This is a genomic window from Pseudomonas sp. Irchel 3A5 (assembly GCF_900187575.1).
Taxonomy (GTDB): domain Bacteria; phylum Pseudomonadota; class Gammaproteobacteria; order Pseudomonadales; family Pseudomonadaceae; genus Aquipseudomonas; species Aquipseudomonas folii.
Window position 1 is genome coordinate 1 of the sequence record NZ_FYDU01000028.1, and the last position, 23,534, is coordinate 23,534.

Consider the following 23,534-nt stretch of genomic DNA (forward strand, 5'->3'; position numbering starts at 1 on the left):
CCCCCCCCGGACCCTATGCCTTCCTCAATTGAGCAAAGCGACGCTCACGGTCACGCATCACTGGCTCATCTCAATGAGCGACGGCGATCCATCATCCAGGACTCATCATTTTCACTCATTATTATTCACTTGGTCGTGGAGTATCAGCAGGCCCCCATGAAGGCCTGCGCTGTTCAATCAGTCGGCCTTGAGCGTCGACACCACCTTGTTGCTGTCGAGATCGACTGTGGAGATACTCAAGTCCTCATTGAGGACATACGCCTTCGACTTGTCTTTGGTGAAGACAATGGCCTGGCGGGGTGCCTTCAAACCGGTCACAGTGGTGGTCACTTTCAGCGTTTTGGTGTCGATCACTGAAAGGCTGTTGTCACCGAGGTTACCCGAGTAGACGTGCAGCCCGTCTGGAGTGAGGGCTGCGCCGTAGGGGTCTTTGCCAACCATGACGGTGGTTGTGATGGCGCGTTTTTGAGTGTCGACAACTGCGATGCTGTTACTGCCGCTGTTAGCCGCGTACAGCGTATTGCCGTCCGCCGATATGGAGATGGCGCGCAACTTGTTGAAGCCAGTGATCTCACCTTCAATCGTATTGGTCTTGCTGTCGACCAGGGTAATTTTGTCCCCAAGAAAGTTGGTGACATAGACGGTTTTGCCGTCAGGGCTTACTCGGATGCCCTGGCGCGGTTGGGAGAAGCCAGGTACCACAGCTACTGGCCGCTGGTGATCAAGGTCAATGACCGACAGCGTGCTGGCCGCTTCATTGTTGACGTAGAGCAGGCTTCCGTCCTTGCTGAGTGTGGTACCAAAAGCACCTGCGCCCAACGGAATATCTGCGATCACTTTTAAAGTCTTGGTGTCAATCTTGCGCACGACCCCCAAACTGCTGTCGGAGAGGTAGAACACATCGCCAGTTGGCGAAAACACAATATTTCGCGGCGTGACGTAGCCGGTGAGAACCTGGCGAACCTTACCGGTTTTCAAATCATAAACCACTACATCTGGACGCTGACTGTAAGAGACCACCGCCGTCGTTTCATCAGGGCTGACGGCCAGCGAGTTGTTGTGAATATCGCCGTCAAACGTCCAGCGATCTTGCGCGGCCCACGCGCTCATCGATGCGGCCAACGCAACACCCAACGTCAGGGCTGTGACGGTTTTCTTTATCACATTCATCAGAGTTTCCTCATAGGGTAAGCAAGGCATCCAGTCGCGCCTTGGCATATACAACTCGTTCATCGCTGCAAGGCAATGAGTTGACTTTATGCGTCGTTGATAAATTCCGGAAACAACTTGTTTTGGTAGCTCTTACCTGTTTTATAAATAGGTCTAGCTATTCCTGGCTCACGAATTGACTGCAGTTTTCCCAGAATCGCTCAAGCCCAGGCGAGATGTATTTGTCCCGGTGGCGGATCAGAAAAAAACGTCGGGTCAGTGCAGGCAACGCGTGCGGCAGTTCAACCAGAACTTCAGAGGCCAGTAGATCCCGAACGACCCAGCGGGACAGGCAACTGATGCCAATGCCTTGTGCGAGGGTATGCTTGATGGCCTCCGAACTGCCGATCTGGCGCGTTTCGGCGAGATCGTGCAAATGACGCAGCAGCAATTGTTCGACTTCTTCACGGGTACCAGAACCTGGCTCGCGCAGTAGCCATTCAGCGGTACGAAGATCATCAAGTGTGACCTGCTGCTTTAGTGCCAAGGGGTGCCGTTGGCCTGCGACAATAAGCAACTCATCAATAAGCCAAGGCTCGGCACTGAGTTCGGGCAGGTGGCAAGGCCCCTCGATCAGGCCCATATCAATCTCGAAATCAGCGACTCTTCTTGCGATAGCCATGCTGTTGGCCATGTCGACATCGACCCTCAAATGTGGTGTTGATTGACGTAGCTCACCGAGAATTAATGGCAGAACATAATTGCCTATCGTGGTACTGCATCCTACCCGCAAGCGTGTCTTCAGCCCGGCATGGCCGGGTAAGAAACTGGCCTCTATCTGTTGTGCATTCTCAAGCATCCTTCTGGCTTGAGGCAGTAAGGCATGGCCGTTATCGTTCAGCACTAAACGCTTGCCTACACGGTCGAACAGCCTGGTATCCAAGGCGCTTTCCAACTCGTTCAGTGCGGCGCTGGTTGCAGATTGGGACAGTGATACCGAAATGGCGGCGCTGGTGGTGCTACCGTGCTGCGCGACGGCGCAGAAAATTTGTAGCTGGCGTAGGCTTAGCTTCAAGTAATCTACCTTCTTAATAGGTAATATAAACCTATACTATCCGTTTTTACCGCTATGCCCATCAAGCTATACTTCAACCATGTCATATTGAAGGCACACTGAAGCGGGAGCGCGAAAATGAGTGAGACACGACTCGCAGCTATAATGGGCGGCAGCCATCCACTGGCGGCTTTGTCCAATCCACGAGAAGCGATCCGGCAGTTCACACCCAACTGGTTCGCCGCCACGATGGGCACCGGGATTCTGGCGCTGGCTCTGGGCCAACTGCCCTTTGTTGCGCAGTGGCCCAAAGCGTTAGGGGAAGCCTTGTGGTTTTTTAATATCGTGCTGTTTTGCCTGTTTACGCTGATGTACGCGAGCCGTTGGGTATTGTTCTTCGACGAGGCCAAACAGATCTTCGGCCACTCCACTGTATCGATGTTTTTTGGAACTATCCCCATGGGATTGGCGACCATCATCAACGGTTTTCTCCTTTATGGTTTGCCACGCTGGGGGGGTGGGGTAGTCGCTTTAGCGGAAGTGTTGTGGTGGATCGATGTCACCATGGCATTGGCCTGCGGGGTGCTGATCCCGTATATGATGTTTACTCGCCAGCAGCACAGCATTGATCAGATGACAGCGGTATGGCTGCTGCCAGTAGTTGCGGCTGAGGTGGCTGCCGCCAGTGGCGGTCTATTGGCTCCGCACCTCGCTGATGCGAGCGCACAGTTCACCATGCTCATCACCAGCTACGTGCTGTGGGCCTACTCGGTGCCCGTCGCCTTGAGCATACTGGTGATCCTGTTACTGCGCATGGCGCTGCACAAACTACCTCATGAAAGCATGGCAGCATCGAGCTGGCTGTCTTTAGGGCCGATCGGTACCGGGGCTTTGGGGATGTTGCTGCTGGGCAACGATGCTCCAGCAATCTTTGCTGCTCATGGAATGGCAAGCATCGGCGGCGTAGCCGAGGGCATTGGCTTGATCGGTGGTGTGCTGTTCTGGGGGCTGGGATTGTGGTGGATGGTATTGGCGCTGCTAATTACCGGGCGCTACTTTAGGGAGGGCATTCCCTTCAACCTCGGCTGGTGGGGCTTCACCTTTCCGCTGGGAGTGTACGCCGTAACAACCCTCAAATTGGGCTCTATGCTGCACCTCACGTTCTTTAGCTTCTTTGGCGTGGTGCTGGTGTTGATGCTGACTGTCATGTGGATGATCGTCGCGGCTAAAACCCTGGCTGGTGCCTATCGCGGCAACTTGTTCGTCTCGCCGTGTATCCACTCGCTGAACAAGGCGAGCAAAACCTGAGCCTTTGGCTACTTGATCGACTGTTTGGCGTGACGCAGTGTGGACAAAATGCGCTGCCTAACATTCGGGTGAGTGCAAACAGAAAGGGGACTTGGGTGTGGCATTTCCAGCAATGAAAAATTAGGGAAGGCGAGCCGAACACGCGGTATGGCTTTCTGGGCAACACGTCCGGCAAACACGATAGTGACGAGATCAGGGAAAAGCGTCAGTAGCGTGATCAGCATCTCGATACCTTCCTCAATTTGCGCTCTGCGGAGCGGACCCTTGGGCTTATCGAGATCTGGTAACCAAGGGTACAAATTCCAAAGGACGGTTTTGTGACGTGCCAGTCCAACCTGCTCAATGAAACCTTTCAGGTTGCGTTGTGCAGGCCCCGGATTGTCTCTTGAGACATACCGTGGAAGACTGACCGTTCGAGCGGGCGATTCCAACAAGATCAATACCCTTGCGAAGACGCCGCCATCCAGTGGATCGAAATACGGTAAAGTTCTTCCGCCCGTGGACTGGGCCATTACCCAGCGCGTCAATTCAGCAGTTTTCGGCAGCAGCAAAAAGTCTTCTCTTACCTTCAGAGAAATTTCCTGCTCTGCGCTCTTCTGATTGAGTAACACTACTTGCAAGCCTCCTTCTTCAGGTTATAGGCCGCTACCGATTTACGAATATCTTCCCGCGCTTCGTCTGCGCTCCCCCAGCGGCCCATTTTCACCCACTTACCCGGCTCTAACGCTTTGTAGTTTTCGAAGAAGTGCTGAATCTGTGCGAGGAGTAACGCAGGGAGGTCAGAGCATTCCTTTACATTGCTGTACATAGAGCTGAGTTTTTCATGAGGCACTGCGATTACCTTGGCATCCGCACCAGCTTCGTCCGTCATGTACATCACACCTACTGGGCGACTGCGGATGACAACGCCAGGTGATACCGGGTAAGGGCAAATCACGAGGACGTCCAAAGGATCGCCGTCATCGCTCAAGGTATTTGGAATGAACCCGTAGTTAGCCGGGTAGAACATCGGCGTGCTGAGGAAGCGATCAACGAAGATCTGTCCACTTGGCTTGTCCACCTCGTACTTGATCGGCGAGTGGTTTGCAGGAATCTCGATAACGGTGAAAAAGTCATCGGGGATCGCGTTACCAGCTGGAATGTCCGTATAGCTCATGTTCACAGCTCCGAAGCTTTGGAAGGGGCTGAGCTGGAAGGCGTTTTTCCAAGTGTGCCCATCTCGATTGGCGTCTTGGTGAAAAACACCGATATTTCCTCACAGTCCAGTCGCTTGAATAACCGCTCTGCCTCATCCTCCGTGATTGCCAAGCGAATCTCCGTGGGTTGATCAGCCAGCTCAAAAAAGTGCGATGAGTGTAGTTTCCCAGTGTGTCCAAAACCTTCGATTCCAGTACATAGCGTGGCACCGCGCAGCCCCATTTCCTTAGCCACGTCGACGATCCATTCGCCAAGCATCTTTCCTTGATAACGACGGTTTTGTTGGGTGAAGAAAACGACCATATAACCTTTCATTTTAATCTCCTCAGCGAGTACCAATCATTTGGTAGGACAGTAGTCCGGCAGCGGTCATCGCTAACGAACCTACGACGTGCAATGAAATTGAGCCGAGGGCCCAAAGCAATCTCCCTTCTTGGATTAGGGCAACTGTTTCGGCTGAAAAGGTGGAAAAGGTGGTAAGTCCCCCACAAAAACCCGTGATAATTAGCAGGCGCCATTCGGGGCTTAAGGAGGGAGATGCGGCCAAGAACGCGATGGCCAGGCCGATGATGTAACCCCCGACCATGTTCGCCACCACAGTGCCTGGGGGAATTGTCGGGAAGAGTGCGTTGAGCTTCATGCCTAGGAGCCAGCGCAACCAAGCACCAAGTGATGCACCGATGGCGATAACTAATAGTGATTTCAGCATGGCTGCAATTCTCCTCTGGTCTGGTAGAGCCGAGGAGGTACTGATAATCGCAGATTGCGATAGAGAGCTGCTATGAGATTTGAAGTCAAGATCCTGTCCTAGATTAGAGGACAGGGAGGCGAACCTACGCACCCTGTCCAGGGTTTACGTAGGCATCATCAGCACGAGGCGGTTTCAAGGAGGAATGCCATCTCCTGTGCAGATCCTATAGCAACAGTACCGATAACTTCAACCTCCACGCCCCGAAATCAGTGCGGCCTATAGGTACGCTGTCTCTACTGTCATAGTGACCTGAGCCTACCCAGCTGAACGAGCCCCATGAAAGACAGGACACCGTTTCCCCCTTACGATAAGGGATAGGCAAACGGTTATGTTTATGACTAATAGCAACGACAAGAGTGGGGAGCTTTTGGGCCAGGAGCGGCGGCGCCGCTGGAGCCCGGAGCAAAAACTGGCCATGGTTCGCGAGAGTCTTGAGCCAGGGCAAAGCGTTTCGGTGGTCGCTCGACGCAACGGCATCAATGCCAACCAGCTGTTCCTATGGCGCAAGTTATATCAGGACGGCAGTCTGTCGGCGGTCAGTGCCGGTGAAGCCGTTGTGCCCGCCTCGGAGCTGAGCGATGCGCTCAAGCAGATCCGTGAACTGCAACGGATGCTGGGCAAGAAAACGATGGAAGCAGAAATCCTCAAAGAGGCCGTGGAGATCGCCCGGTCGCGAAAATGGATTGCGCACTCACCCTTGTTGCCGGGGGACGACCAGTGAAGCTGGTCAGCGAATGTCTCGGTGTGGCGCGCTCGCAATTAACGGTTCGAATCAAGCAATCGGTATCGCTCAAAGTACGGCGCCGCAGGCCTGTGGACGATGCTGATCTGGTGGTTGAAATCCAGCAACAGATCAGCGAACTGCCCAGCTATGGCTACCGTCGTGTTTGGGGATTGCTGCGTCGTGCCCGTGAAACCCAGTCGCTGCCGGCGATCAATGTGAAACGGGTTTACCGGGTCATGCGCGATCACGACCTGCTGTTGGCGCGGCGCATCAAACAGTCCGGCGTGCCGCGTCGGCACGAGGGTCGTATTGCGGTGCAAACCAGTGATACGCGTTGGTGCTCGGACGGCTTTGAGTTCCGCTGTGAGGACGGCGCCAAACTGAGCGTGACCTTCGCCCTGGATTGCTGTGACCGCGAAGCCATCGGCTGGGTCGCGAGTCCGACCGGGTACAGCGGCGATGACATCCGCGACTTGATGCTGGAGAGCGTAGAGAAACGCTTCGGTGATCAACTGCCTGCAACGCCGGTTCAATGGCTAAGCGACAACGGCTCGGCGTACACCGCCGAACAGACACGCCTGTTTGCTCGACAGATCGGTTTGCAGCCGGTGACCACCCCGGTGCGCAGCCCGCAGAGCAACGGCATGGCCGAGAGCTTCGTGAAGACGATCAAACGTGACTACGTTGCGCACATGCCCAAGCCGGATCGAGAAACGGCGCTGCGCAACCTGGCAATTGCCTTCGAGCATTACAACGAGCAGCATCCGCACAGCGCCTTGAACTATCGCTCACCGAGGGAGTTCAGGCGCTTGGCAGCAGCATCAATTTGACGGGGAGTTGGTGTCCGGTTTTGTAGGGGCAAGTCCAATGCCTGCAAAGTCGTACCTGTGAAGATCGGCCGTATAAGCGCCCGTCATTGTTGCGACCTGATGCTTAACAGCCTCACTAGGTTGAGTGGTGTGCAGAGAATATGTCGGCATATTTTTCCTTCGTGTCGGAGCTGCACTGGTAAAGCGTTCAGTGAACGTCCCCATGCAAGTCGGAAATATCCTATCAGTCAGTCGGGCGAGTCAGAGTCGCTCGTGGCACGCAACGGTCTCCCAGCCACATTCCTGCCTCCTCACAACACGGTGCTCGTCGTTCCGTTTCACGGGTTGGCAGCTTCAGAAAGCAGGTCAGCACTGGAGTCATCGGTGTTTCCTAGGCCTTACTGCCCGCACACAACACTATGTGTTTCCATGCACTGATTACCCGCTTTTGACTTTTACGCTCTGCACAGCTCACTCTGACCTGTATCTAGTCTTCCTGACGTATATCTGTCTTTCTGAGTTATATCAGTCATCCTACGTATATCTTCAACCTACCTATATGTCACTTACCTAGTATTTAACCAGAGTATAGGACGCCTTTCGCGCACATAGCAGCGATAGCGTCGTCGACTTTGGACCAGTCAAGCGCGACTCCCCTAGCCGTTTCCGGTGTTGCACACCGGTATCTGAGCCGCCAGATACCAACCACTTTCTCTGGATCTGATGGCAGATAAAACCAGCAGCCCTCAGGTTCTGAGCGATCGTTATCCTTGTGCACGTAAAATCCAACGCCAAGGCCAGGTGCGGCCTCTAGCAGGGACGAGTCAGACCCAACGGCGTGGAAGTCATTAACACGGATTGGAGTCCTCTCACCGTCGATGCTTATGGAGGTTACAACCTCATAAAAAAGGCCCGTACCTTTCAGCAGCTTGAAGGCCTTCCAAAAAACGTCACTATTGCCATTCTCGTCTACCTTACCGCCCATGCTGCCAACTATCTTGCTGATAAATTTTGCTTGGGCTGTGTCGTTGATTGGCTCAGCTGTCACTCGGAACCCTTCACCTTCAGGGCTGACCATATGGTTCCAATGTCGCCATATCTGCTGGTGATCAACTCCGCCGAACATTTCTAGATCGTGCACTGCATAACAGTAAATCAGCAGCATAACGGCGCAGACAACCACTTCATCAGTAGCCCCTTCCTTCAATAAGCGACCAATGCCATCCGCATTGCCTATCCCCCCATCTATCAGCGCGTGAGGGATATTCACAGTTCCCTGGTGGTGCATTGCCCATAGAGCCTGATTGCGTGGCAACCCTGCCGCTGGCTTCTTGATGAGCCCCATGCCGGCTAAGGCGTTAACTATGCCTGTGGCCATAGGCGTTCCACAGCCTGTCAGCACCCTGACTTTCTCCGCACCCGCACCAGTCAGCATGTTAGGGCCACGGCCGTCTAAATCCCTCATGGTCGTATGCCTGGCCAACCCTAAGTACGCCAATAGCAAGCGAGGGTCTTTTTTCGCGTTAGCGATCAGCTCCAGTGCTTCAAGCGATACCGGCGAAAACTGCCCTGGTTTTGTCCCTTTTGTCATTGCCCCCCCTTGGCATTACGCCTTTGGCTGCTAACGATTTTTTGTACTATGACATGAGTACAAAATAAGAATAAAAATTAAGTCCTCATAAATCCCTTTAACTTCGGCGTTCTTAGCGTATTAAAATTCCGTACATTGCAATTATACGGAAAGACAGTAACGATAGAAATATCTATTCTAGATATTCTTGTACAACGACCTATAGGAAACTTAAAATAAAGGTATCTATACCGGCCTGTTTCCAATACTGGGGTACAAGAATGGAAAATCGCGAGCAATTGATAAAGGATCAAAAAACATCCAAAAGAGTGATACTTTTTTTTGTTTTATTCTCAACCATCGGTTTAATATTTGGGTGGCCATTCGCAACGCCTTACGTATTCGTCATGCTGAAGTACAAAACGTTTTGGGCAGTGATGACGTTAGGAATTGTCGGGTGCGCATTCGCAGCAGATGGCAATCTCTGGTTGCTCCGAAACCCAGGGAAATCACCACGCGATTATTACCAGCGGAAGCATTGGTGGCTTCATGTCTTTAACTGGGAAATTAAACAGGGATCCCCAGAAACGGAGGCCGCAGACAAGTGAAACTATCCAGACCGCTTTCCTGTATTGCCTTTATTTTTTCCTGTGTTGTTGTGTTGCCTGTGTTTGCGGAAACCACAACAATCGGTGAAATAACTGCCGCATCCAAAAAAACTGGCGATTTGTCCCGCCAAGCTCTTACAACTATCTATGGCGACGTGGTTAACAACCCTCTTGCCTCCAGCGAGGCTGGCGGTGTAGATACTATTCTAGCCAGCATATTTCAAGTACTTAACGGCGCTCTCCTGGTCGTTGGGTCACTATGGGCCTGCTATATCATCTTTCGGAAGTTAACTCGCACGGCTCACGATGGCGCTGTGTTCGACAAGCAAAATACAACGGTCTGGGGACCTGTACGAATAGTGTGGGGGTTGGTTTCTTTAGTACCTACCGCAAACGGGTGGTCTCTTTCGCAACTGCTTATGCTTTGGTCCGCATCTACTATGGGCATAGGTATTGCCAATTTAAGTACATATGCCGCCATTAGTGCCTTTGAAGATGGGAAAGGAATGGTGGTGCAACCGGCCATGCCCAGCACCCTCCAGCTTGCCCATAATCTGTTTGAGGCCAATATCTGCATGCACGGCATAAACGCCGGTCTCGCCGAGGCTGCTGCACAAGGCGGACTTGTCACACAAGGCGGCTACGTCCAGCAGGTGCCGACGAGCTCCGGTTTCACCCTAAAAAACAAAAGCTTCATATGTGGTGGAGCCGATATCAATGCGGATCTCGAAGCCCAGTCATCATCGACAAACTGGTTTTCCACCACGATTGATACCTCACAAATCCGTAAGGCGCATCTCGACGCTTTGGTGGCAATGCAAAATACGATCACCAAATCCGCTCTCAAATTCGTTAATGAAGTTGTTCAGAAAAAGAATGGTGCTGGAGATATTTCGGATGTCGAAGGGGGGATCCAGTCCGCCGCTCAGGCTTACGAAATCACCGTTAACCAAAGCGTCGGTACTAAGCAGGGAGATATTGAAGCGCTCGCAAATCAGATGAGCACGAGCATCACAGAGGCAGGGTGGTGGTCACTAGGCGCCTGGTATCAAACATTTGCCCAAGCCAATACGAAACTGACTGATGCCGTTGCCGCCAAAGCTGGCTCATACGGCCCTTCATCGGGTGGAGACCCTGCTGTCGTCAATCTTTATCAAAGCGCGATGGACGCCTACGCGGTGCAAAAGAGTACAAACACCAATGCAAATCCTTTGGGCGCAAACGGTTCTCAGGGAACCGAAACAAGCAAAGTGATGAGCCACCTTTTTGCTCCGATGCAGAAAATAACAACTTCACTGGTAACGGACGTTAACTTCAATGGAGAGCAAGGCGGTCAGCTTAACCCGCTCATCAAGATGAAGAACCTTGGTGACACTCTCATGGGAACAGCCGAAATTGCCGTAGCCACATACGGCGGTTTAAAAGCTTTGGAAAGAGTTACCGATGGCAACAGCGCTGTAGGGCTAACGACAAAGTTTGTAAATTTCTTCTCAGGAGGATTGGATGCTGGTAAAGGTTTACTTGATGCAATGTCCCCATTTATCATAATGGCGATATTCGCATTATTTCTGCTAGGCGCGACTTTATCAATATACCTACCAATGACACCTTTCATCATTTGGTTCGGTGCAGCAATTAATTGGCTTGTTGTCGTTGGAGAAGCAATCATTGCAGCACCGCTTTGGGCTTTTACCCATCTTGGCGGTGAAGGTGACGGTATGGGCCAGAGAACGGCGCACGGTTATCTATTTCTCTTGAATTGCATGTTTCGACCTACATTGATGGTAGTCGGATTTTTCTTGGGCGGAGCTATTGTGGTTGCGGGCGGCACGCTACTAAACAACCTATTTGGAATAGCCATTGCAAATGTTCAGTACGACTCCATGACAGGAATTTTCAGCGCTCTGTTCTTTGTCGCGGTTTATTGCTCTATGTGTTTTAACTTAATCCATAGCAGTTTCAACCTGATTTTTATCGTACCAGATCAGGTCATAAACTGGGTAGGTGGTCAGGTATCCGCTACTGTAGGTCGGGACGACAATGACCGTACACGGCAGGCCATCTCGGTTTTCGCTGGAAAGCTAGAGCACATGGCACCTAAGTCTGGCATGCCAGGTAGAAAGCCGGGCAATAGCAAACCTAGCGGTGGAGATGGCATTCATGGTTAATGTGCTAATTAATTATATTGTTCACGGGAGTTAATTATGCTTTATTTAATTACGACTATTCATTGGCTAGGTAATATTTTAAGCCTAATCATAATATGGGTAGCAATCGCAATTATTTATAATAGCCACGCCTTATGGCCACTTTGGCTGATCGGCCTAACCTTTGTCTGGATGTTTGGAGGCAACTGGCTCATCAAAAACTTAAAGAGTCGCTACGCGAAGCGACTGCATAAGCTAGTTATGTCAATCGCTCCGGCGGGTTTTTCAGCCAAGGTGCAGATTTCTGATGAAGCGGGCCGCCGCTACGTGGGAATAGACCCAAAAGCAGGCACGGCAGTCTTGATCGACGAGTACAACGGTATCCGCAAAGCCATGCCACTCTCAGAAATCACAGAGTGGGCCACCGACATAACCTCAGGGAAGCACTTCCAGCACGTCATATTGCGATTTAGAAATTATGACTATCCATCAATAACCATACCCGTGCGATCGCACGATATGGAACGCATCACATCGCAGCTGATTACCGCAATGGGATAAAAAAACCGGGCTTAAAGCCCGGTTTTTTTATCCCAGTTGAGTGGGGATTTCGTTCAGTACAAGGATTTCGTGTTCAGCCATCCCAGATCGACGCTGTTCCAAGGCAGATTCTGACGTTAGCATCGAGTGCTCCAGCTGCTGCTGTTCGAACAAACGCCCCAAGAGAGCTACCTCACCCTCAGATTCCAGAGATCGAAGCTGTGCTGGGCTCTCAAGAGCCCAGCGGTCCAGAATTCTCCAAGCGCAGAGGTGAAAGGCTGGTAATCCGCGTACCGTACTTATCGTCGCAGGCATTAATACCCCACCAGCGATCGACAGCGGTGGTACGGCATTAGTGAACATGCTTGCCTCCGTGTCGACGCAAATAAGAAATCGTTTGATAGTTTGCGCGGAAAAGTCGTTCATGAAAGCCACCACCCCGCATCAGCTCTTCTCGATGCTCGGCTGCAAATCCTAGCCTAGCTAGCTCAATATCATCACCGTAAGCCACAGCCCGATTAGCGGATCTCATCAATGCGTTAGCTTGTTGTAACCGCAGAATGTCAAACCGGTAATCCGGTGCGCGGATAAAATGAATAGCTCCCATGACTAACCTCCATATTTTACAATTTAACGCAATAACTCAGTTACTTACTGAGCCTTACGATTGCCGCTTTCACCTCAACAAGGATCTCTGGATATTCTTTTGAATGCATGCCACCGCTTTCCTTGAACAGGTGTTTTTGCAAACCAGCCAGCCGCCTCAATTCGTTGAGGATGTGACTATAAATTTTGCTTTGAGTACGCCGACCTAAAGCCGCTGCGAGCATGAATTGCCCAGTGCTTTTTCCGCAGTCATCGGCTTTCTCGCGAACTGCCGCTTCTTCATGCTCAAAACACCTAACAAATGGCAACCATTTGGTTCGCCGTTGCTCGTTCATGCTCATAGCCTGGAACTCGGCTGTGTGTCGTTCTTAGAGCGTTCGGCCAGCTCGGCAAGGATCTCAGGCCGCAATACCAAATCTTCTCTGTATGTGGCGCAGCGGGTGAACTCTTTGCCTCTTCTTTTAGATTTCCAACGCGTCCACAAGCTCCACAGATTCCAGCGCTTATCGTCCTTCATCGTCTGTACCCTCTCTGCTGACTGCTGAGCCGTACAACCAAAATGGTTAAAGTGACGTCCTGGATATTGGAAACGATGCGATAGTCTCCAACTCGGTACTTCCAGAGCTCGCCCAGCTCTGAGCCTTTCAGAGCGCTTCCAATACTGTGTGGTTCGCCTTGATTGGTGATACGTCCAACAAGAAATTTCAGAACGTCCTTTGCTGCATCGTCCCCAAGTTCTTTCAGTTCCTTTTCCGCTGCCGGATCAAATTCAATCCGCCAGGTCATAGGACTTGATCACGTCTTGAAGTGAAATCGTTTCGCTACGGTTCTCACGCACCTCTCCCAATCGCTGCTCAGCTAGGTACAGATCCTCTAGGTCATCAATGTGCTCGAGGATGGCTTCCCGGGCATAGAAGGTCTTGGTGCGTCCTGTACGAGCAGCCAATGCTTCTAGGCGCTCCTCTATTTCCGGGGCAAGACGGATAGCTAACATGGGATCCTCCAATGGCTGCTATACAAGTATAGCGTAGCGTTAATAATGTGTGGGACAGCCTATCGCAATAGAGCCGTGTAAATAGCCGCCTTCGGGCTACCAAAGCAGGCGCACAAAATTTGGCTTAGGGGTTTCGGGGCTTGCCCTGAGCAGGGAGGTAGGCAGCGCAAGGGAGTGAAACGACTGCAGCGAGGCCGGTTGTACGTACGCCATTTATGGCGGGAGTACAAACCCTACCCTGTCCTGCTTCCAAAAGCGTGTTTAGTAACAATCTCAGTGAACCTGAAAAAGACATTTCTGAAAGCCATTTACGAACAGCTCGGTACCACGAAAAATGACATACAGGTGAACAATCAGGGAAAAAATACATTTCAACAAAAATGACAAACCTACGGACGTTTGAGGCGAGGAAATTCAAAACCATAACGAAAGATAGAGTAAACGATAGAAGCATTACTGCTAAAGTGAGGAGAAGATCATCATCCGTATGAAAAAAAAGAAACAAAAAAAATTTAAGACAAAGGTAAATTTGTCGTGATGGATATAAAAAAATCAAATGAGCAGTTACAAAATCTCGAATTGGCAGAGGACTTAATAGATACTGTCTTCGCACTTGCTTCCGAGAAGCTTTATAAAGAAGCTGGAAATGACCAAAAATCAATGTCTCATTGGCATCGCCTGATGACGACAGCGAATAATGATCGACATACGTTGAGGATTGAAAAAAGCAGTGCTGTGAAAGCGATTGTTGAACGCTACAAAGCGCTGTTAATGCAATTAATGCAATCGGAAAATTGATACCGCGAAGGACATCGCAGTACACGTGCCTGGTTCATGGGGAAAATCAAACACCGGGTTGATATCGAAAACCCCAGAAACAACAGCACGACCTGGCAGTCGTGGTAGTTATGATGTACGTGTGCCGGAATGGCTATCAGGGTTTAGCACCTCCACCGAATCCTATGCAAACCCTATAAGAAGAGCTATCACCAGCATGTACAGGCGGTTGAGGAGTGTCTCCGCTCAGCAGGAGTAAAACACTTATAACAATATATAGTTTATTTTTTCTTCGGCATAGTGATTAAATCTCTTTAGTTAATGTCATAAGCTCGCTCCCCTGTAGTTGCTCGGGATGAATTAACGATTTCATCCAAACTCTGCGGGCTCCCCATGATAAGGGAAACTAGCTGCTGACTTATCGAATACTATAATGCTACACCGCGACATTATAATATATTTGAAAAATAAATAACTGCCATCCTTGACTATATATTTGCAAATGGTAAAACATATATAAGGCGCAAAATTTCAAAAATTAATTTGGAGAATACAACATGCCTTAACGGAGATATCTAGTTATGAGAAAATATATAAAACTTGCTGCAAGAATACTGTTATACACCTACATAAGCACCATTTCTGGCGACTCTGCACAGCCGCTAGAGCAAGCAAAACCGGTGATTCCACCACCGCATTTCGAGCTTTGCTTGAAGCCGTCTCACGACTCTTCTGAATGACGTGAGACTGCACAGAACGCGACCCCAGTGGTCGTTTTTCTGACTCACTATCAATACTATAGTATTTGAATGTTCGGTCTATTTTGAACTTACGCTTGACGCGCAAGCTGCAAGCCCTTCGGTGTTAGCACACCTTCATAGACAGGCCTGAAACAAATGTTACCAGCTGTCATTACAGTGATCGAGTAACAGCTCAAACCTTGATCAAACAATCGTTTCAAACCATCAGCATTAGCTTCTACGAATGCTCGTTCGAGCGTCTGATTCGCTTCATGCAGTTTCAACAGCTCAGCGAGCAAGTTATCCGTCGGCATAATCAACATCCTTCAATGGGCAGTCATGTAAAAGTGCTGCGAAAGGAGTGACAAAATCAAGCGGATTTACGTAAAGATGTATCTGGGGAGCCAGCAGAATTTAGATAAAATCGTACGTTAGGCCATCATTTTCGGTCAGTTTTTAGCAAGATCACAATACTTTTCAACGGCCTACGATTTTTAGACGTCTCCGTTTGAAATGCACCTCAACCGGGCGTCAGGTGGTTCACTCGCGCAACATCAGAGTAGGGCTGTTTTCTGCCCTACCTGACGGTATGACTTCAACCTGACAGGCTAAATGCTTAGCGTAACCGTCCGGGCAACACACCTTCCTGACACCGTCGCTTGAGGCGATGGTGTCCACCCAAATATAGGTGGACACCATTTTTAGCCTTTTTAAGCGGACGCCCATGCCACAAGAACGCCGTTCCTATTCCAAGTCCTTCAAGGCCCAGGTCATTGCTGAGTGCGCCCAACCTGACACTTCAATTGCCAATGTCGCCTTGACCCACAACCTCAATGCAAACCTCGTCCATAAATGGATTCGGGTGCATGCACAGAAAAACCTGACACTTCAAACCGCCTTCATCCCGGTCAAGACATCGCCGCCGGTGCCGATGCATCAGGCCCTTCCTGCCACGATCCGAATCGAAGTGCCGCATTCAAAAGGCGTAGTCGTGGTGAGTTGGCCGGCAGAAAATGCAGCGGCGTGTTCTGCTTTCCTGCGAGACCTGCTGCGATGATCCGCATCGACTCCATCTGGCTTGCCACCGAGCCCATGGACATGCGCGCAGGCACTGAAACTGCGCTGGCGCGGGTCGTGGCGGTGTTCGGTGCGGCGAAGCCGCACTGTGCTTATCTGTTTGCCAACCGTCGTGCCAATCGCATGAAAGTGCTGGTGCATGATGGCTTGGGGATTTGGCTTGCTGCCCGGCGCTTGAATCAAGGACGTTTTTTTTGGCCGGGCGTGCGGCACGGCTCTGAAGTCGAGTTGGATGCAGAGCAACTTCAAGCCTTGGTGCTCGGCTTGCCTTGGCAACGCGTCGGTTCCGGAGCAGCCATCACGGTGCTCTAATTCGCCTGCCATGGCCTGCTTGCCAGCGCAATTGGCCCATCAGTCTATCGCCGCCACTAGCCCTCTCTGGCAAAATCGGCGGCATGACTTCGCATCCGAATCTCGATCAATTAAACCCTGAAGAACTGCGTGCCTTGGCGGCGCAGTTGATCCAGCGCGTCGAGACGATGGACAAGCAAATCACTCATCACAAATCGGTCAACGAGAAGCTGGCCCACGAGATCGCGCTGCTCAAACGCTTCAAGTTTGCCAAGCGCAGCGAGCAGTTGAGCCCGGATCAAGCCAGCCTGCTCGACGACTTGATCGATACGGATATCGCCGCTATCGAAGCCGAGTTTGAGGCGCTGCAACCGGCACCTGTCGAAGCCAAAGTGCGCCAGCAACCCAAGCGCGCACCGCTGCCACCGCAGTTTCCTCGCACACTGATCCATCACGAACCGGACAACAGCCACTGCCAGTGCGGCTGCGCACTCAAGCGCATCGGCGAAGACGCCAGCGAAAAGCTCGACTACACGCCCGGCGTGTTCACAGTCGAACGCCACATCCGTGGAAAGTGGGCCTGCGAACAGTGCGAAACACTGATCCAGGCGCCGGTACCGGCGCACGTCATCGACAAAGGCGTCCCGACCGCAGGCCTGCTGGCCCACATCATGGTGGCCAAGTTTGCCGACCATCTGCCGCTGTATCGCCAAGAGAAAATCTTCGGCCGCGCCGGGCTGCCCATCGCCCGTTCGACCTTGGCGCAGTGGGTGGGCAACTGCGGCGTGCAATTACAGCCGCTGGTTGATGCGCTGCGCGAAGCCGTGCTGACGCACGACGTCGTTCACGCCGACGAGACGCCGGTACAAATGCTGACGCCTGGTGCGAAAAAAACTCATCGCGCTTACGTCTGGGCCTATGCCACCAGTCAGTTCTCCAACCTGGCGGCGGTCGTTTACGACTTCAGCCCGAGCCGCGCTGGCGAACATGCCCGAGCCTTCTTGGGCAGTTGGAACGGCAAGCTGGTCTGCGATGACTTTGCCGGCTACAAGGCAGGCTTTGAACTGGGCGTTACGGAGATCGGCTGCATGGCCCATGCCCGCCGGAAGTTCTTCGACTTGCACGTGACCAACAAGAGCCAGGTCGCCGAAAAAGCGCTGAACTACATCGCGGCCTTGTACGAAGCTGAACGAGAAGTCCGAGAGCTGGAGCCGGGTGATCGGCAGCGAATACGGCAGGAAAAAGCAGCGCCAATCGCCGACGCACTTCATACCTGGATGATCGCCCAAAGACAGCTTGTGCCTGAGGGTTCGGCCATCGCCAAGGCGCTGGATTACAGTCTCAAACGCTGGATAGCGCTGACGCGCTATCTCGATGACGGTGCCGTGCCCATCGATAATAACTGGTGCGAGAATCAAATCCGGCCGTGGGCTCTTGGGCGTTCGAACTGGCTGTTCGCGGGATCGTTACGCAGCGGTAAACGTGCAGCGGCGATCATGAGTTTGATCCAATCGGCGCGACTCAACGGCCATGATCCGTATGCTTATTTGAAGGACGTCCTCACGCGCCTGCCGACGCAGCGGGCAAGTGAGATTGCGGAGCTACTACCGCATAGGTGGCGACCGGTTTAGTTGCGCAAGACGGGATGCCCGGACGCACCTCCAACTGGTGCCATTACCGGTCTACTTAGCCTTTATGCTGGTTATCCATGCATTCCTCCCTACAGCTTCGCCCGGTTCAGCCGATAGTTTTCGTACCAAGAGAAGCGCGGCAATTCGATCCTGTAACAAAGGAGAGTAAGCGGCTTTTGAGGAAGATCTCTTGGAATGCTTTCATTACCTCATAACCATAAATGAGAGATGGGCACTTTTTAACGCCTAAGAAAGCACTCACAGACCTTGAGTGATCGAGAACCCGATGAATTTATTAGCGCCTGCCCTGTTCGTTACCAACCGTGTTCGATTCCCCATGAAATTCGCAATTTTGGGATTTATTGTCCTGATTCCTCTGCTCCTGCTAGGCACCCGGGCGATGCTTTCACTGAACACGAGCATCACGGGCATCAAGCATGAACAGGTGGGTCAACAATACTTGTTGGACGTCACCCCTATCCTGCGTCTAACCATGATTCAGAGGGCGCTGACACACGGCATGCTCAGCGGTGACACCAACGCAGTAGCCAATGCAGCACGCAATGCTGAAAAGCTTAACGATGCCTATGCGACTCTTGCTGCGCAGGACGCAAAATTTAGCACCCAACTGGCAACGACAGACCGAGTTCAGACGTTGCGTACCGCTAGTGTGCAGCTGGTTGAACGCGCCAAAGCAGGCGAAGCACCTTTGGTGATCTTTTCCGCGTGGAACGACCAGTTAACCGACCTAATGAATTTCGTTTACTACATTACGGCCACTTCCGGCATGATTTTGGACGAAGATGCAGGTTCGTTGTACCTCATCGATCTAAGCTCTATACGTCTGCCTCGGCAAATAAATCTGGTCGGACAGATTCGCGGTCTGGCCAGCGGTTTTAGCGCTGACCGTCCTCTGGACGACACCACTCGTATTTTTGCCCAGACTTTGTTGAAACAGGAGCTGCTAATGCGTCAAGAGTTGCAGCAGAGCCTTTCCCTGCTTCGCCGAGAAGAGCCTAAATTATTTGGTGTAGTTCAGCCGTCTGTAACAACAGCCATTACCGACCTGGAAAATCTGCGTAAAGACCTGGTGGACTACCTTGATCCGAGCAAGCGCTCAAACGTGAATGCCAACACCTTGGGCGAGCGTGGAAACGCCGCCGTTGCTCAGTTTTACAAAGCTCAGGATCAGATGCAGGAATCGCTGCGAATTCGAATTGATGAGCGTCTGAATACACTGAGTAATGAGCGTACTTTCGGCACTGAGCTATTTATCGCCATTGCGATACTGCTGCTCTATGCGTTCGTCGGCATCTACAAGGCCCTGCGGATTGGGGTTGATGAGCTCCTAGCTGTGACGGCACGTATTGCTCAAGGCGATCTGAGCGCGCGCGTCCGAATCAACAGCCACGATGAAATCGGTGATGTAGGCGAGGGACTTAACCGCATGGTAACGGCCTTCTCTGGCTCACTGAGCCAGGTGGAGCGTAGCTCGCATTCAGTCTCAGATGCGGCAAAGCGACTAGAGATCTCCATAGGCCAAGCCAAAGCCTCAATGAACTCACAACAGGCTGAAACCGAGCAGGTTGCTACTGCCATCAACGAAATGACCGCGAGCGTTGCCGACGTGGCCCAGAATACCGAGGGCGCAGCACGTGCCGCTGAATCTGCAAGCAGTGCGTCTAACGACGGCTTGAAAGTTATGATTGAAACAAGTGCCGCTATTGAGACGTTGGCCAACGAAGTGGAGCTCAGTGCAAGCAAAGTCGAAGCGTTAGCGACACACAGCAAAGAAATCGGTGGTGTCATCGAGGTCATCAGTACCATCGCGGATCAGACTAACCTGCTGGCCCTCAACGCGGCCATCGAGGCGGCGCGAGCTGGCGAGCAAGGCCGTGGTTTCGCGGTCGTGGCTGACGAAGTGCGGACTCTGGCCTCGCGCACACAAAACTCCACAGAAGAAATTCGACGGATCATCCAACAGTTGCAAGGCGCTACTGATGCCGCTGTTCAACAGATGAAAGCTGGGCAAACCCGAGCTAGGGAATGCATTCAGGCAGCGAGCCAAGCGTCTGGCAGCCTGAACCAGATCAATGAAGCAGTAGACGGAATTGTGGGCATGAACACTCAGATTGCAAGTGCGGCGGTGCAGCAACATTCGGTCTCAGAGGATATCAATCGCAACGTCATCGGCATTCGAAACAGCAGCTTAATCGTCATGGAAGGCGTAGAGGACAACGCCGTAACGGCTGACGAGCTTTCATTGCTCGCTAATGAACTTCGCAGCGTAGTCGGCAAGTTTAAGTTATCCAGCAACGCTTGAAAGGAATCTCAAGCGTTTCAATTGTTGATAGCACGAGAAAGTGCTTTGATCGGGTCTGACTGGGGTGATGATGCCCGGCAGTCCCTGATCGACATTGAGGGCTGAGCTTCATCGTTGCGCAATCTCGTAAAACAATAGAGCCAGCTACGCTAGATGACTTGCCCGGACGGTTACTGCTTAGCGTACGATTTTTCCGTTTTCCCTATTCACCCCTAGAAGTCCTGCTGTACAGCTGTGCAAACAGAAATGTCGGCGATATACGACAATCCTCAATGGTAAGGGCACCGCATAATTCCTCCCCTACAAAAACCTAGAAAGCCAAAAACCACTTCAAAAATTGGCAGACACAGGCTTTTCAGGGGAAAAGTCGAGCTCTTCAAGCTCAGTGAGTCGCGGAAAACCCGCAGTACAGATAGAAAATGTCGGTGATATACGACGCCTCTTGCAACACGCTGGGTTTCAGGGAGGCTCTGAGCCTAAAGGCTGTTGCGATTCCGTTGCTGCCAAAACCCAATCCTTAATTGACGCATTTTCAGCCTCTGCGTAGGATTGATCACAACCATAACCTCCACGCCTCGGATGGGCTCCGGCCCGTACTGCGCACCAGGGGGTTTCTTTTTGCCTGTAGAAAACAGTCAGCTAGACGCTAATGGTGCACGCCCAGCAGCCACACAACGGGTAGATAGGAGCTTCAACAGCACGCCGGAATCACACCGGAATAGCCTGTGTCCCTTACAAAGAAAGCCCGCAGCCAGGCAAAAACAGTGGCTTGCGTGACATTTACGATGCGTGCAAAAACTCTCCTACGTTTGCGCTGCAACTCCAGCATGCCGGTATCAACCAACGCGCTTGCGTCGGTGCGCATACCCGCACACAGCGTCTTGACCGCAGCGAAACACTCGCACTCGATCTCGGTTAATTCAAACAACGAACAGACGCGTGAACAACCAATCCAGTAACGACCACCGTGAAATCGGGCGCTCTGTATCGAAATCTGGGCGAGCCAGCACATCTATACCCCACGCATTTCAACGGAAAGCGCATCCAAAGGCTATGAGACAAACGATTCTGACAACAGACCAATGCTGGACATGACAGCAAGCAATGGCAGTACGCATGAACATCAGTACAGCACTCCCCGGCACTATGAAGAATCCTCACTTTGAGAGCTCGAAACGACAAGATCAAGAGCGCCCCCAGTGGGGGCTGTTACCTGATGTACACCATACGTAACATCCGTAGGAGTGCTAGTGAGGGCTATGCCATGCGAGGGTGTCGAGCCTTGATCTCCGGTAAAACTTGGGGAAAACGTCTTTGACACGGAAGGGGCCAGGAACGAAATGGTCTGCGGCCGGGTGACTTCATTCAATACATGGCCATAGTTGGCCACCGTTTGCCGAGAAACACCTGCGAGGATGGCTATAGCTACCTGGGTGAGCTTTTCCCCGCGTTCCTGGAGTCCTCGACACGCTGCGCGGATTTTCGACTCGGTAGACCTGTGCCGCAGCTCGTGAGTGCGCTTGGCGGCTAGGCTCTGCCGCTCTGCCAGTGGTAACGACTTGTCCAAGGACATTGCACCTCGACAGCACCTAGTGCTGCCCTGGTAACGCGTCCACGTCCACCTGGCTACTGACCTGACCGTTGCCCTCACCGAAGACAGCATCAGATCCTCGGAAAAGCCGTTCCGAGCAAATTTGTTGTGATTATGTGCAAATGCTTCAAGCCGCCGCGAGAACGTGGTCAGGGTCCCGCGCTCGCGCTCTTGGTTGACGATGCTGTAAGCGAAATAACGTAGCTGTTCAAATAGAACGCAGTGCCTGGAATGGGGCAGATCTTCCAACTGGGGCCCCGTTTTCCAGGGCGACACCTGCAGCTCCACATAATCAGCGAGTTCGCCCAGCTCATAGACATGGTTATGCAGTTCAGAGGTCGACCACCATGGATGCCCTGGCGTTTTAGCGACTGGCCCGCTGTTGTAATCCGGGTCAGCCTTTAGGCGCAGCGCAAATGCAGCGTAAACCGCCTTCATGTACTGAATCGGCTTGTCGCGGGCATTTTCGGTCGTACAGACCGGTGGAATGGCATAGAACAGATGCGAGTGGCCGTTGTTCCTGTTCCGCACGATCAGATTCGGCGGAGGAAGGCCTTCGTCATCCCAGGCAAGAGAGTTGGTGTGATCGAGATCGAAGATCAGCCAGGACACCATCCCCCGACGATTGATCTGCATATAGGGATAACGGATCGCGTAGTCGCGTGGACGCACCAGCGTTGCAGTTTTGTTGTCACTGCAACGAGCAAGATAGGGCGCCTCGATGACAACGCGGTTGAGTGCCGTGCCATCTTCAAAGAATCGCCCTGACGGCGCGTATGCCCCCGCTGTAGGCTTGTCTTGCAGGCCGTAACCGCACGGGACATGCGTATCTCGTTTTTTAGAGGTGGAATCCATTTTCCCCGCCATTCGGCGGCAAACCTCTTACGGATAGCATTTTGCAACTTGCAAGAAGCCGCAGTGCTAGCCATAATCAGCTCACCTTGTCGATGAACAGGTTTGCCCCGTCGAAAGAGAAAACCTGTTCTAGTTTGTCCAGAAAGCCCGGTTACCAGCCGGGCTTTCTGGTTTCTGCTATTCCATTAAGCCACTTGCATAGCCTCCACGTGCGTTGTCACTTCTGCAAATCCCACCCTTGCTGCATCGGCATGTACTGATTCAAGGCTTTTGTAAATCTTGCGTCGATCTGATCGGGCAATGGTCATGTAATCCAGCGTTCCATCCGTATGAACAACAATGAGCTCCCACCCGCTTTGCATAGCAGCAGGGGCTACAATGGCAGTTTTAAGGCCACCCTTATTGAACAACTTACGCATCGCTGAAAGATCCACGGCCATCAAGCCCCTCGAATCGTTGTGGTAATAGCTAGTCAAGACTAAGCCTAGATGCATGAAAAAGCAAATTCATGCAGATTATGATTGCGTTAAGTAGAGTTAAATGACGACCCTTGCGCAGGTTTTTGCGTTTTTATGCAGTGAAATAGCTAGCGCGATTGCTACACATCGGGCTGCAAGCTGCTCAATCGTAGGGACCAGGCCACCGCGCTTGGCTGATAAGCGAAGGCCATAGCCGCAGGCGGTTAGCCGGGCATATGCGCTGATTCAGCGTGAACCACCATGATCAAAAATGATCAACGAACCTTGTATAAGCTTGTGGATCATTGCATAATCAGCTTGCGACTTAGTCGTG

General features: G+C 52.0%; 24 protein-coding genes, 1 pseudogene and 1 riboswitch. Of the genes and pseudogenes, 11 read left to right on the top strand and 14 right to left on the bottom strand.

Annotated elements, in window-relative coordinates:
- Positions 1-177: 177 nt before the first annotated feature.
- Positions 178-1,170: a beta-propeller fold lactonase family protein gene (locus CKW31_RS28885; protein ID WP_017709554.1), complete on the bottom strand. Its 993-nt coding sequence runs from the start codon at positions 1,168-1,170 to the stop codon at positions 178-180.
- 157 nt (positions 1,171-1,327) lie between these two features.
- Positions 1,328-2,224, bottom strand: coding sequence for a LysR family transcriptional regulator (locus tag CKW31_RS28890; RefSeq protein WP_017709553.1), 897 nt, complete (start codon positions 2,222-2,224; stop codon positions 1,328-1,330).
- Between the two features lie 117 nt (positions 2,225-2,341).
- Between CKW31_RS28890 and CKW31_RS28895 the strand changes: the two genes are divergently transcribed.
- Complete coding sequence (locus CKW31_RS28895; protein WP_010924791.1) at positions 2,342-3,511, top strand: TDT family transporter; 1,170 nt, start codon at positions 2,342-2,344, stop codon at positions 3,509-3,511.
- An 8-nt stretch (positions 3,512-3,519) separates the two neighbouring features.
- On the opposite strand, the gene CKW31_RS28900 is transcribed toward CKW31_RS28895, so the two are convergent.
- Genes CKW31_RS28900 through crcB form a run of 4 tightly spaced genes read right to left on the bottom strand, consistent with a single transcriptional unit; the run spans position 3,520 to position 5,417 of the window.
- Complete coding sequence (locus CKW31_RS28900) at positions 3,520-4,122, bottom strand: uracil-DNA glycosylase (protein ID WP_052739322.1); 603 nt, start codon at positions 4,120-4,122, stop codon at positions 3,520-3,522.
- Positions 4,122-4,667, bottom strand: coding sequence for an inorganic diphosphatase (gene ppa / locus CKW31_RS28905; RefSeq protein ID WP_010924789.1), 546 nt, complete (start codon positions 4,665-4,667; stop codon positions 4,122-4,124). The genes CKW31_RS28900 and ppa overlap by 1 nt, the downstream gene beginning before the upstream one ends.
- A gap of 2 nt (positions 4,668-4,669) precedes the next feature.
- Positions 4,670-5,023, bottom strand: a complete 354-nt coding sequence (locus tag CKW31_RS28910; protein ID WP_046235779.1) for a DUF190 domain-containing protein — start codon at positions 5,021-5,023, stop codon at positions 4,670-4,672.
- A gap of 10 nt (positions 5,024-5,033) precedes the next feature.
- A complete protein-coding gene (gene crcB, locus CKW31_RS28915) occupies positions 5,034-5,417 on the bottom strand; it encodes a fluoride efflux transporter CrcB (protein WP_010924788.1) in 384 nt (127 codons plus the stop codon).
- Positions 5,418-5,559: 142 nt separating this feature from the next.
- Positions 5,560-5,621, bottom strand: a riboswitch (Fluoride riboswitch).
- Between the two features lie 172 nt (positions 5,622-5,793).
- Between crcB and CKW31_RS28920 the strand changes: the two genes are divergently transcribed.
- A protein-coding gene (locus CKW31_RS28920) for an IS3 family transposase (protein WP_371856835.1) occupies positions 5,794-7,013 on the top strand; the annotation gives its coding sequence in 2 pieces (ribosomal slippage) (positions 5,794-6,139 and positions 6,139-7,013; 1,221 coding nt in all).
- Positions 7,014-7,569: 556 nt separating this feature from the next.
- On the opposite strand, the gene CKW31_RS28925 is transcribed toward CKW31_RS28920, so the two are convergent.
- Positions 7,570-8,583: a hypothetical protein gene (locus tag CKW31_RS28925; RefSeq protein WP_074929284.1), complete on the bottom strand. Its 1,014-nt coding sequence runs from the start codon at positions 8,581-8,583 to the stop codon at positions 7,570-7,572.
- 260 nt (positions 8,584-8,843) lie between these two features.
- Here CKW31_RS28925 and CKW31_RS28930 point away from each other — a divergent pair, with 260 nt between their 5' ends.
- From CKW31_RS28930 to CKW31_RS28940, 3 genes are read left to right on the top strand one after another with little or no spacing between them, the layout of a single operon-like run.
- A complete protein-coding gene (locus CKW31_RS28930; RefSeq protein ID WP_074929282.1) occupies positions 8,844-9,170 on the top strand; it encodes a hypothetical protein in 327 nt (108 codons plus the stop codon).
- On the top strand, positions 9,167-11,338 hold the full coding sequence (locus tag CKW31_RS28935) for a DotA/TraY family protein (protein WP_095102578.1): 2,172 nt from the start codon (positions 9,167-9,169) through the stop codon (positions 11,336-11,338). The genes CKW31_RS28930 and CKW31_RS28935 overlap by 4 nt, the downstream gene beginning before the upstream one ends.
- A gap of 36 nt (positions 11,339-11,374) precedes the next feature.
- Positions 11,375-11,878 (top strand): hypothetical protein, encoded by a 504-nt coding sequence (locus tag CKW31_RS28940; protein ID WP_017709584.1) that lies wholly within the window; start codon positions 11,375-11,377, stop codon positions 11,876-11,878.
- A 331-nt stretch (positions 11,879-12,209) separates the two neighbouring features.
- Here the strand turns inward: CKW31_RS28940 and CKW31_RS28950 are convergent, their stop codons facing one another.
- The 4 genes from CKW31_RS28950 to CKW31_RS28965 all read right to left on the bottom strand — a co-directional run bounded on the left by CKW31_RS28950 (position 12,210) and on the right by CKW31_RS28965 (position 13,457).
- Positions 12,210-12,464: a hypothetical protein gene (locus CKW31_RS28950; RefSeq protein ID WP_080106675.1), complete on the bottom strand. Its 255-nt coding sequence runs from the start codon at positions 12,462-12,464 to the stop codon at positions 12,210-12,212.
- A 40-nt stretch (positions 12,465-12,504) separates the two neighbouring features.
- Positions 12,505-12,798, bottom strand: a complete 294-nt coding sequence (gene mobA, locus CKW31_RS28955; RefSeq protein ID WP_017709582.1) for a plasmid mobilization protein MobA — start codon at positions 12,796-12,798, stop codon at positions 12,505-12,507.
- Positions 12,799-12,976: 178 nt separating this feature from the next.
- Positions 12,977-13,249: a type II toxin-antitoxin system RelE/ParE family toxin gene (locus CKW31_RS28960; protein WP_017709581.1), complete on the bottom strand. Its 273-nt coding sequence runs from the start codon at positions 13,247-13,249 to the stop codon at positions 12,977-12,979.
- A complete protein-coding gene (locus tag CKW31_RS28965; RefSeq protein ID WP_015062150.1) occupies positions 13,233-13,457 on the bottom strand; it encodes a DUF6290 family protein in 225 nt (74 codons plus the stop codon). Before CKW31_RS28965 ends, CKW31_RS28960 begins: the two co-directional genes overlap by 17 nt.
- Before the next feature lie 534 nt (positions 13,458-13,991).
- Between CKW31_RS28965 and CKW31_RS28970 the strand changes: the two genes are divergently transcribed.
- Entirely contained in the window at positions 13,992-14,255 is a 264-nt protein-coding gene (locus tag CKW31_RS28970; RefSeq protein ID WP_175526992.1) for a hypothetical protein, read from the top strand.
- A gap of 808 nt (positions 14,256-15,063) precedes the next feature.
- On the opposite strand, the gene CKW31_RS28975 is transcribed toward CKW31_RS28970, so the two are convergent.
- Positions 15,064-15,288 (bottom strand): hypothetical protein, encoded by a 225-nt coding sequence (locus CKW31_RS28975; RefSeq protein WP_074929272.1) that lies wholly within the window; start codon positions 15,286-15,288, stop codon positions 15,064-15,066.
- 374 nt (positions 15,289-15,662) lie between these two features.
- Between CKW31_RS28975 and CKW31_RS29720 the strand changes: the two genes are divergently transcribed.
- The 5 genes and pseudogenes from CKW31_RS29720 (at position 15,663) to CKW31_RS30525 (ending at position 20,296) form a co-directional block, all read left to right on the top strand.
- Positions 15,663-16,031: a transposase gene (locus CKW31_RS29720; RefSeq protein ID WP_080103374.1), complete on the top strand. Its 369-nt coding sequence runs from the start codon at positions 15,663-15,665 to the stop codon at positions 16,029-16,031.
- A complete protein-coding gene (gene tnpB / locus CKW31_RS30190; protein WP_004409766.1) occupies positions 16,028-16,363 on the top strand; it encodes an IS66 family insertion sequence element accessory protein TnpB in 336 nt (111 codons plus the stop codon). The genes CKW31_RS29720 and tnpB overlap by 4 nt, the downstream gene beginning before the upstream one ends.
- An 83-nt stretch (positions 16,364-16,446) precedes the next feature.
- Positions 16,447-17,973: an IS66-like element ISPsy43 family transposase gene (locus tag CKW31_RS28995; RefSeq protein ID WP_003317542.1), complete on the top strand. Its 1,527-nt coding sequence runs from the start codon at positions 16,447-16,449 to the stop codon at positions 17,971-17,973.
- A gap of 1,192 nt (positions 17,974-19,165) precedes the next feature.
- Positions 19,166-19,420 (top strand): annotated as a pseudogene (locus tag CKW31_RS30520) (HAMP domain-containing protein); the annotation flags it as partial.
- 159 nt (positions 19,421-19,579) lie between these two features.
- Positions 19,580-20,296, top strand: coding sequence for a methyl-accepting chemotaxis protein (locus tag CKW31_RS30525; RefSeq protein WP_371856836.1), 717 nt, complete (start codon positions 19,580-19,582; stop codon positions 20,294-20,296).
- A gap of 1,144 nt (positions 20,297-21,440) precedes the next feature.
- Here CKW31_RS30525 and CKW31_RS29005 read toward each other — a convergent pair.
- Together CKW31_RS29005 and CKW31_RS29010 are read right to left on the bottom strand one after the other, a co-directional pair.
- Complete coding sequence (locus CKW31_RS29005; protein ID WP_017709578.1) at positions 21,441-22,742, bottom strand: replication initiation protein; 1,302 nt, start codon at positions 22,740-22,742, stop codon at positions 21,441-21,443.
- A 185-nt stretch (positions 22,743-22,927) separates the two neighbouring features.
- Positions 22,928-23,182, bottom strand: a complete 255-nt coding sequence (locus CKW31_RS29010) for a hypothetical protein (protein WP_024667342.1) — start codon at positions 23,180-23,182, stop codon at positions 22,928-22,930.
- Positions 23,183-23,534 lie beyond the last annotated feature (352 nt).

Bases quoted from the DNA above. Each gene is read 5' to 3' on its own strand.
- CKW31_RS28885 (WP_017709554.1), bottom strand. From the start codon at position 1,170: ATGAATGTGATAAAGAAAACCGTCACAGCCCTGACGTTGGGTGTTGCG.
- CKW31_RS28895 (WP_010924791.1), top strand. From the start codon at position 2,342: ATGAGTGAGACACGACTCGCAGCTATAATGGGCGGCAGCCATCCACTG.
- ppa (WP_010924789.1), bottom strand. From the start codon at position 4,667: ATGAGCTATACGGACATTCCAGCTGGTAACGCGATCCCCGATGACTTT.
- CKW31_RS28910 (WP_046235779.1), bottom strand. From the start codon at position 5,023: ATGAAAGGTTATATGGTCGTTTTCTTCACCCAACAAAACCGTCGTTAT.
- crcB (WP_010924788.1), bottom strand. From the start codon at position 5,417: ATGCTGAAATCACTATTAGTTATCGCCATCGGTGCATCACTTGGTGCT.
- CKW31_RS28925 (WP_074929284.1), bottom strand. From the start codon at position 8,583: ATGACAAAAGGGACAAAACCAGGGCAGTTTTCGCCGGTATCGCTTGAA.
- CKW31_RS28930 (WP_074929282.1), top strand. From the start codon at position 8,844: ATGGAAAATCGCGAGCAATTGATAAAGGATCAAAAAACATCCAAAAGA.
- CKW31_RS28940 (WP_017709584.1), top strand. From the start codon at position 11,375: ATGCTTTATTTAATTACGACTATTCATTGGCTAGGTAATATTTTAAGC.
- CKW31_RS28950 (WP_080106675.1), bottom strand. From the start codon at position 12,464: ATGGGAGCTATTCATTTTATCCGCGCACCGGATTACCGGTTTGACATT.
- mobA (WP_017709582.1), bottom strand. From the start codon at position 12,798: ATGAACGAGCAACGGCGAACCAAATGGTTGCCATTTGTTAGGTGTTTT.
- CKW31_RS28960 (WP_017709581.1), bottom strand. From the start codon at position 13,249: ATGACCTGGCGGATTGAATTTGATCCGGCAGCGGAAAAGGAACTGAAA.
- CKW31_RS28965 (WP_015062150.1), bottom strand. From the start codon at position 13,457: ATGTTAGCTATCCGTCTTGCCCCGGAAATAGAGGAGCGCCTAGAAGCA.
- CKW31_RS28975 (WP_074929272.1), bottom strand. From the start codon at position 15,288: ATGCCGACGGATAACTTGCTCGCTGAGCTGTTGAAACTGCATGAAGCG.
- tnpB (WP_004409766.1), top strand. From the start codon at position 16,028: ATGATCCGCATCGACTCCATCTGGCTTGCCACCGAGCCCATGGACATG.
- CKW31_RS28995 (WP_003317542.1), top strand. From the start codon at position 16,447: ATGACTTCGCATCCGAATCTCGATCAATTAAACCCTGAAGAACTGCGT.
- CKW31_RS30525 (WP_371856836.1), top strand. From the start codon at position 19,580: ATGACCGCGAGCGTTGCCGACGTGGCCCAGAATACCGAGGGCGCAGCA.
- CKW31_RS29005 (WP_017709578.1), bottom strand. From the start codon at position 22,742: ATGGATTCCACCTCTAAAAAACGAGATACGCATGTCCCGTGCGGTTAC.
- CKW31_RS29010 (WP_024667342.1), bottom strand. From the start codon at position 23,182: ATGGCCGTGGATCTTTCAGCGATGCGTAAGTTGTTCAATAAGGGTGGC.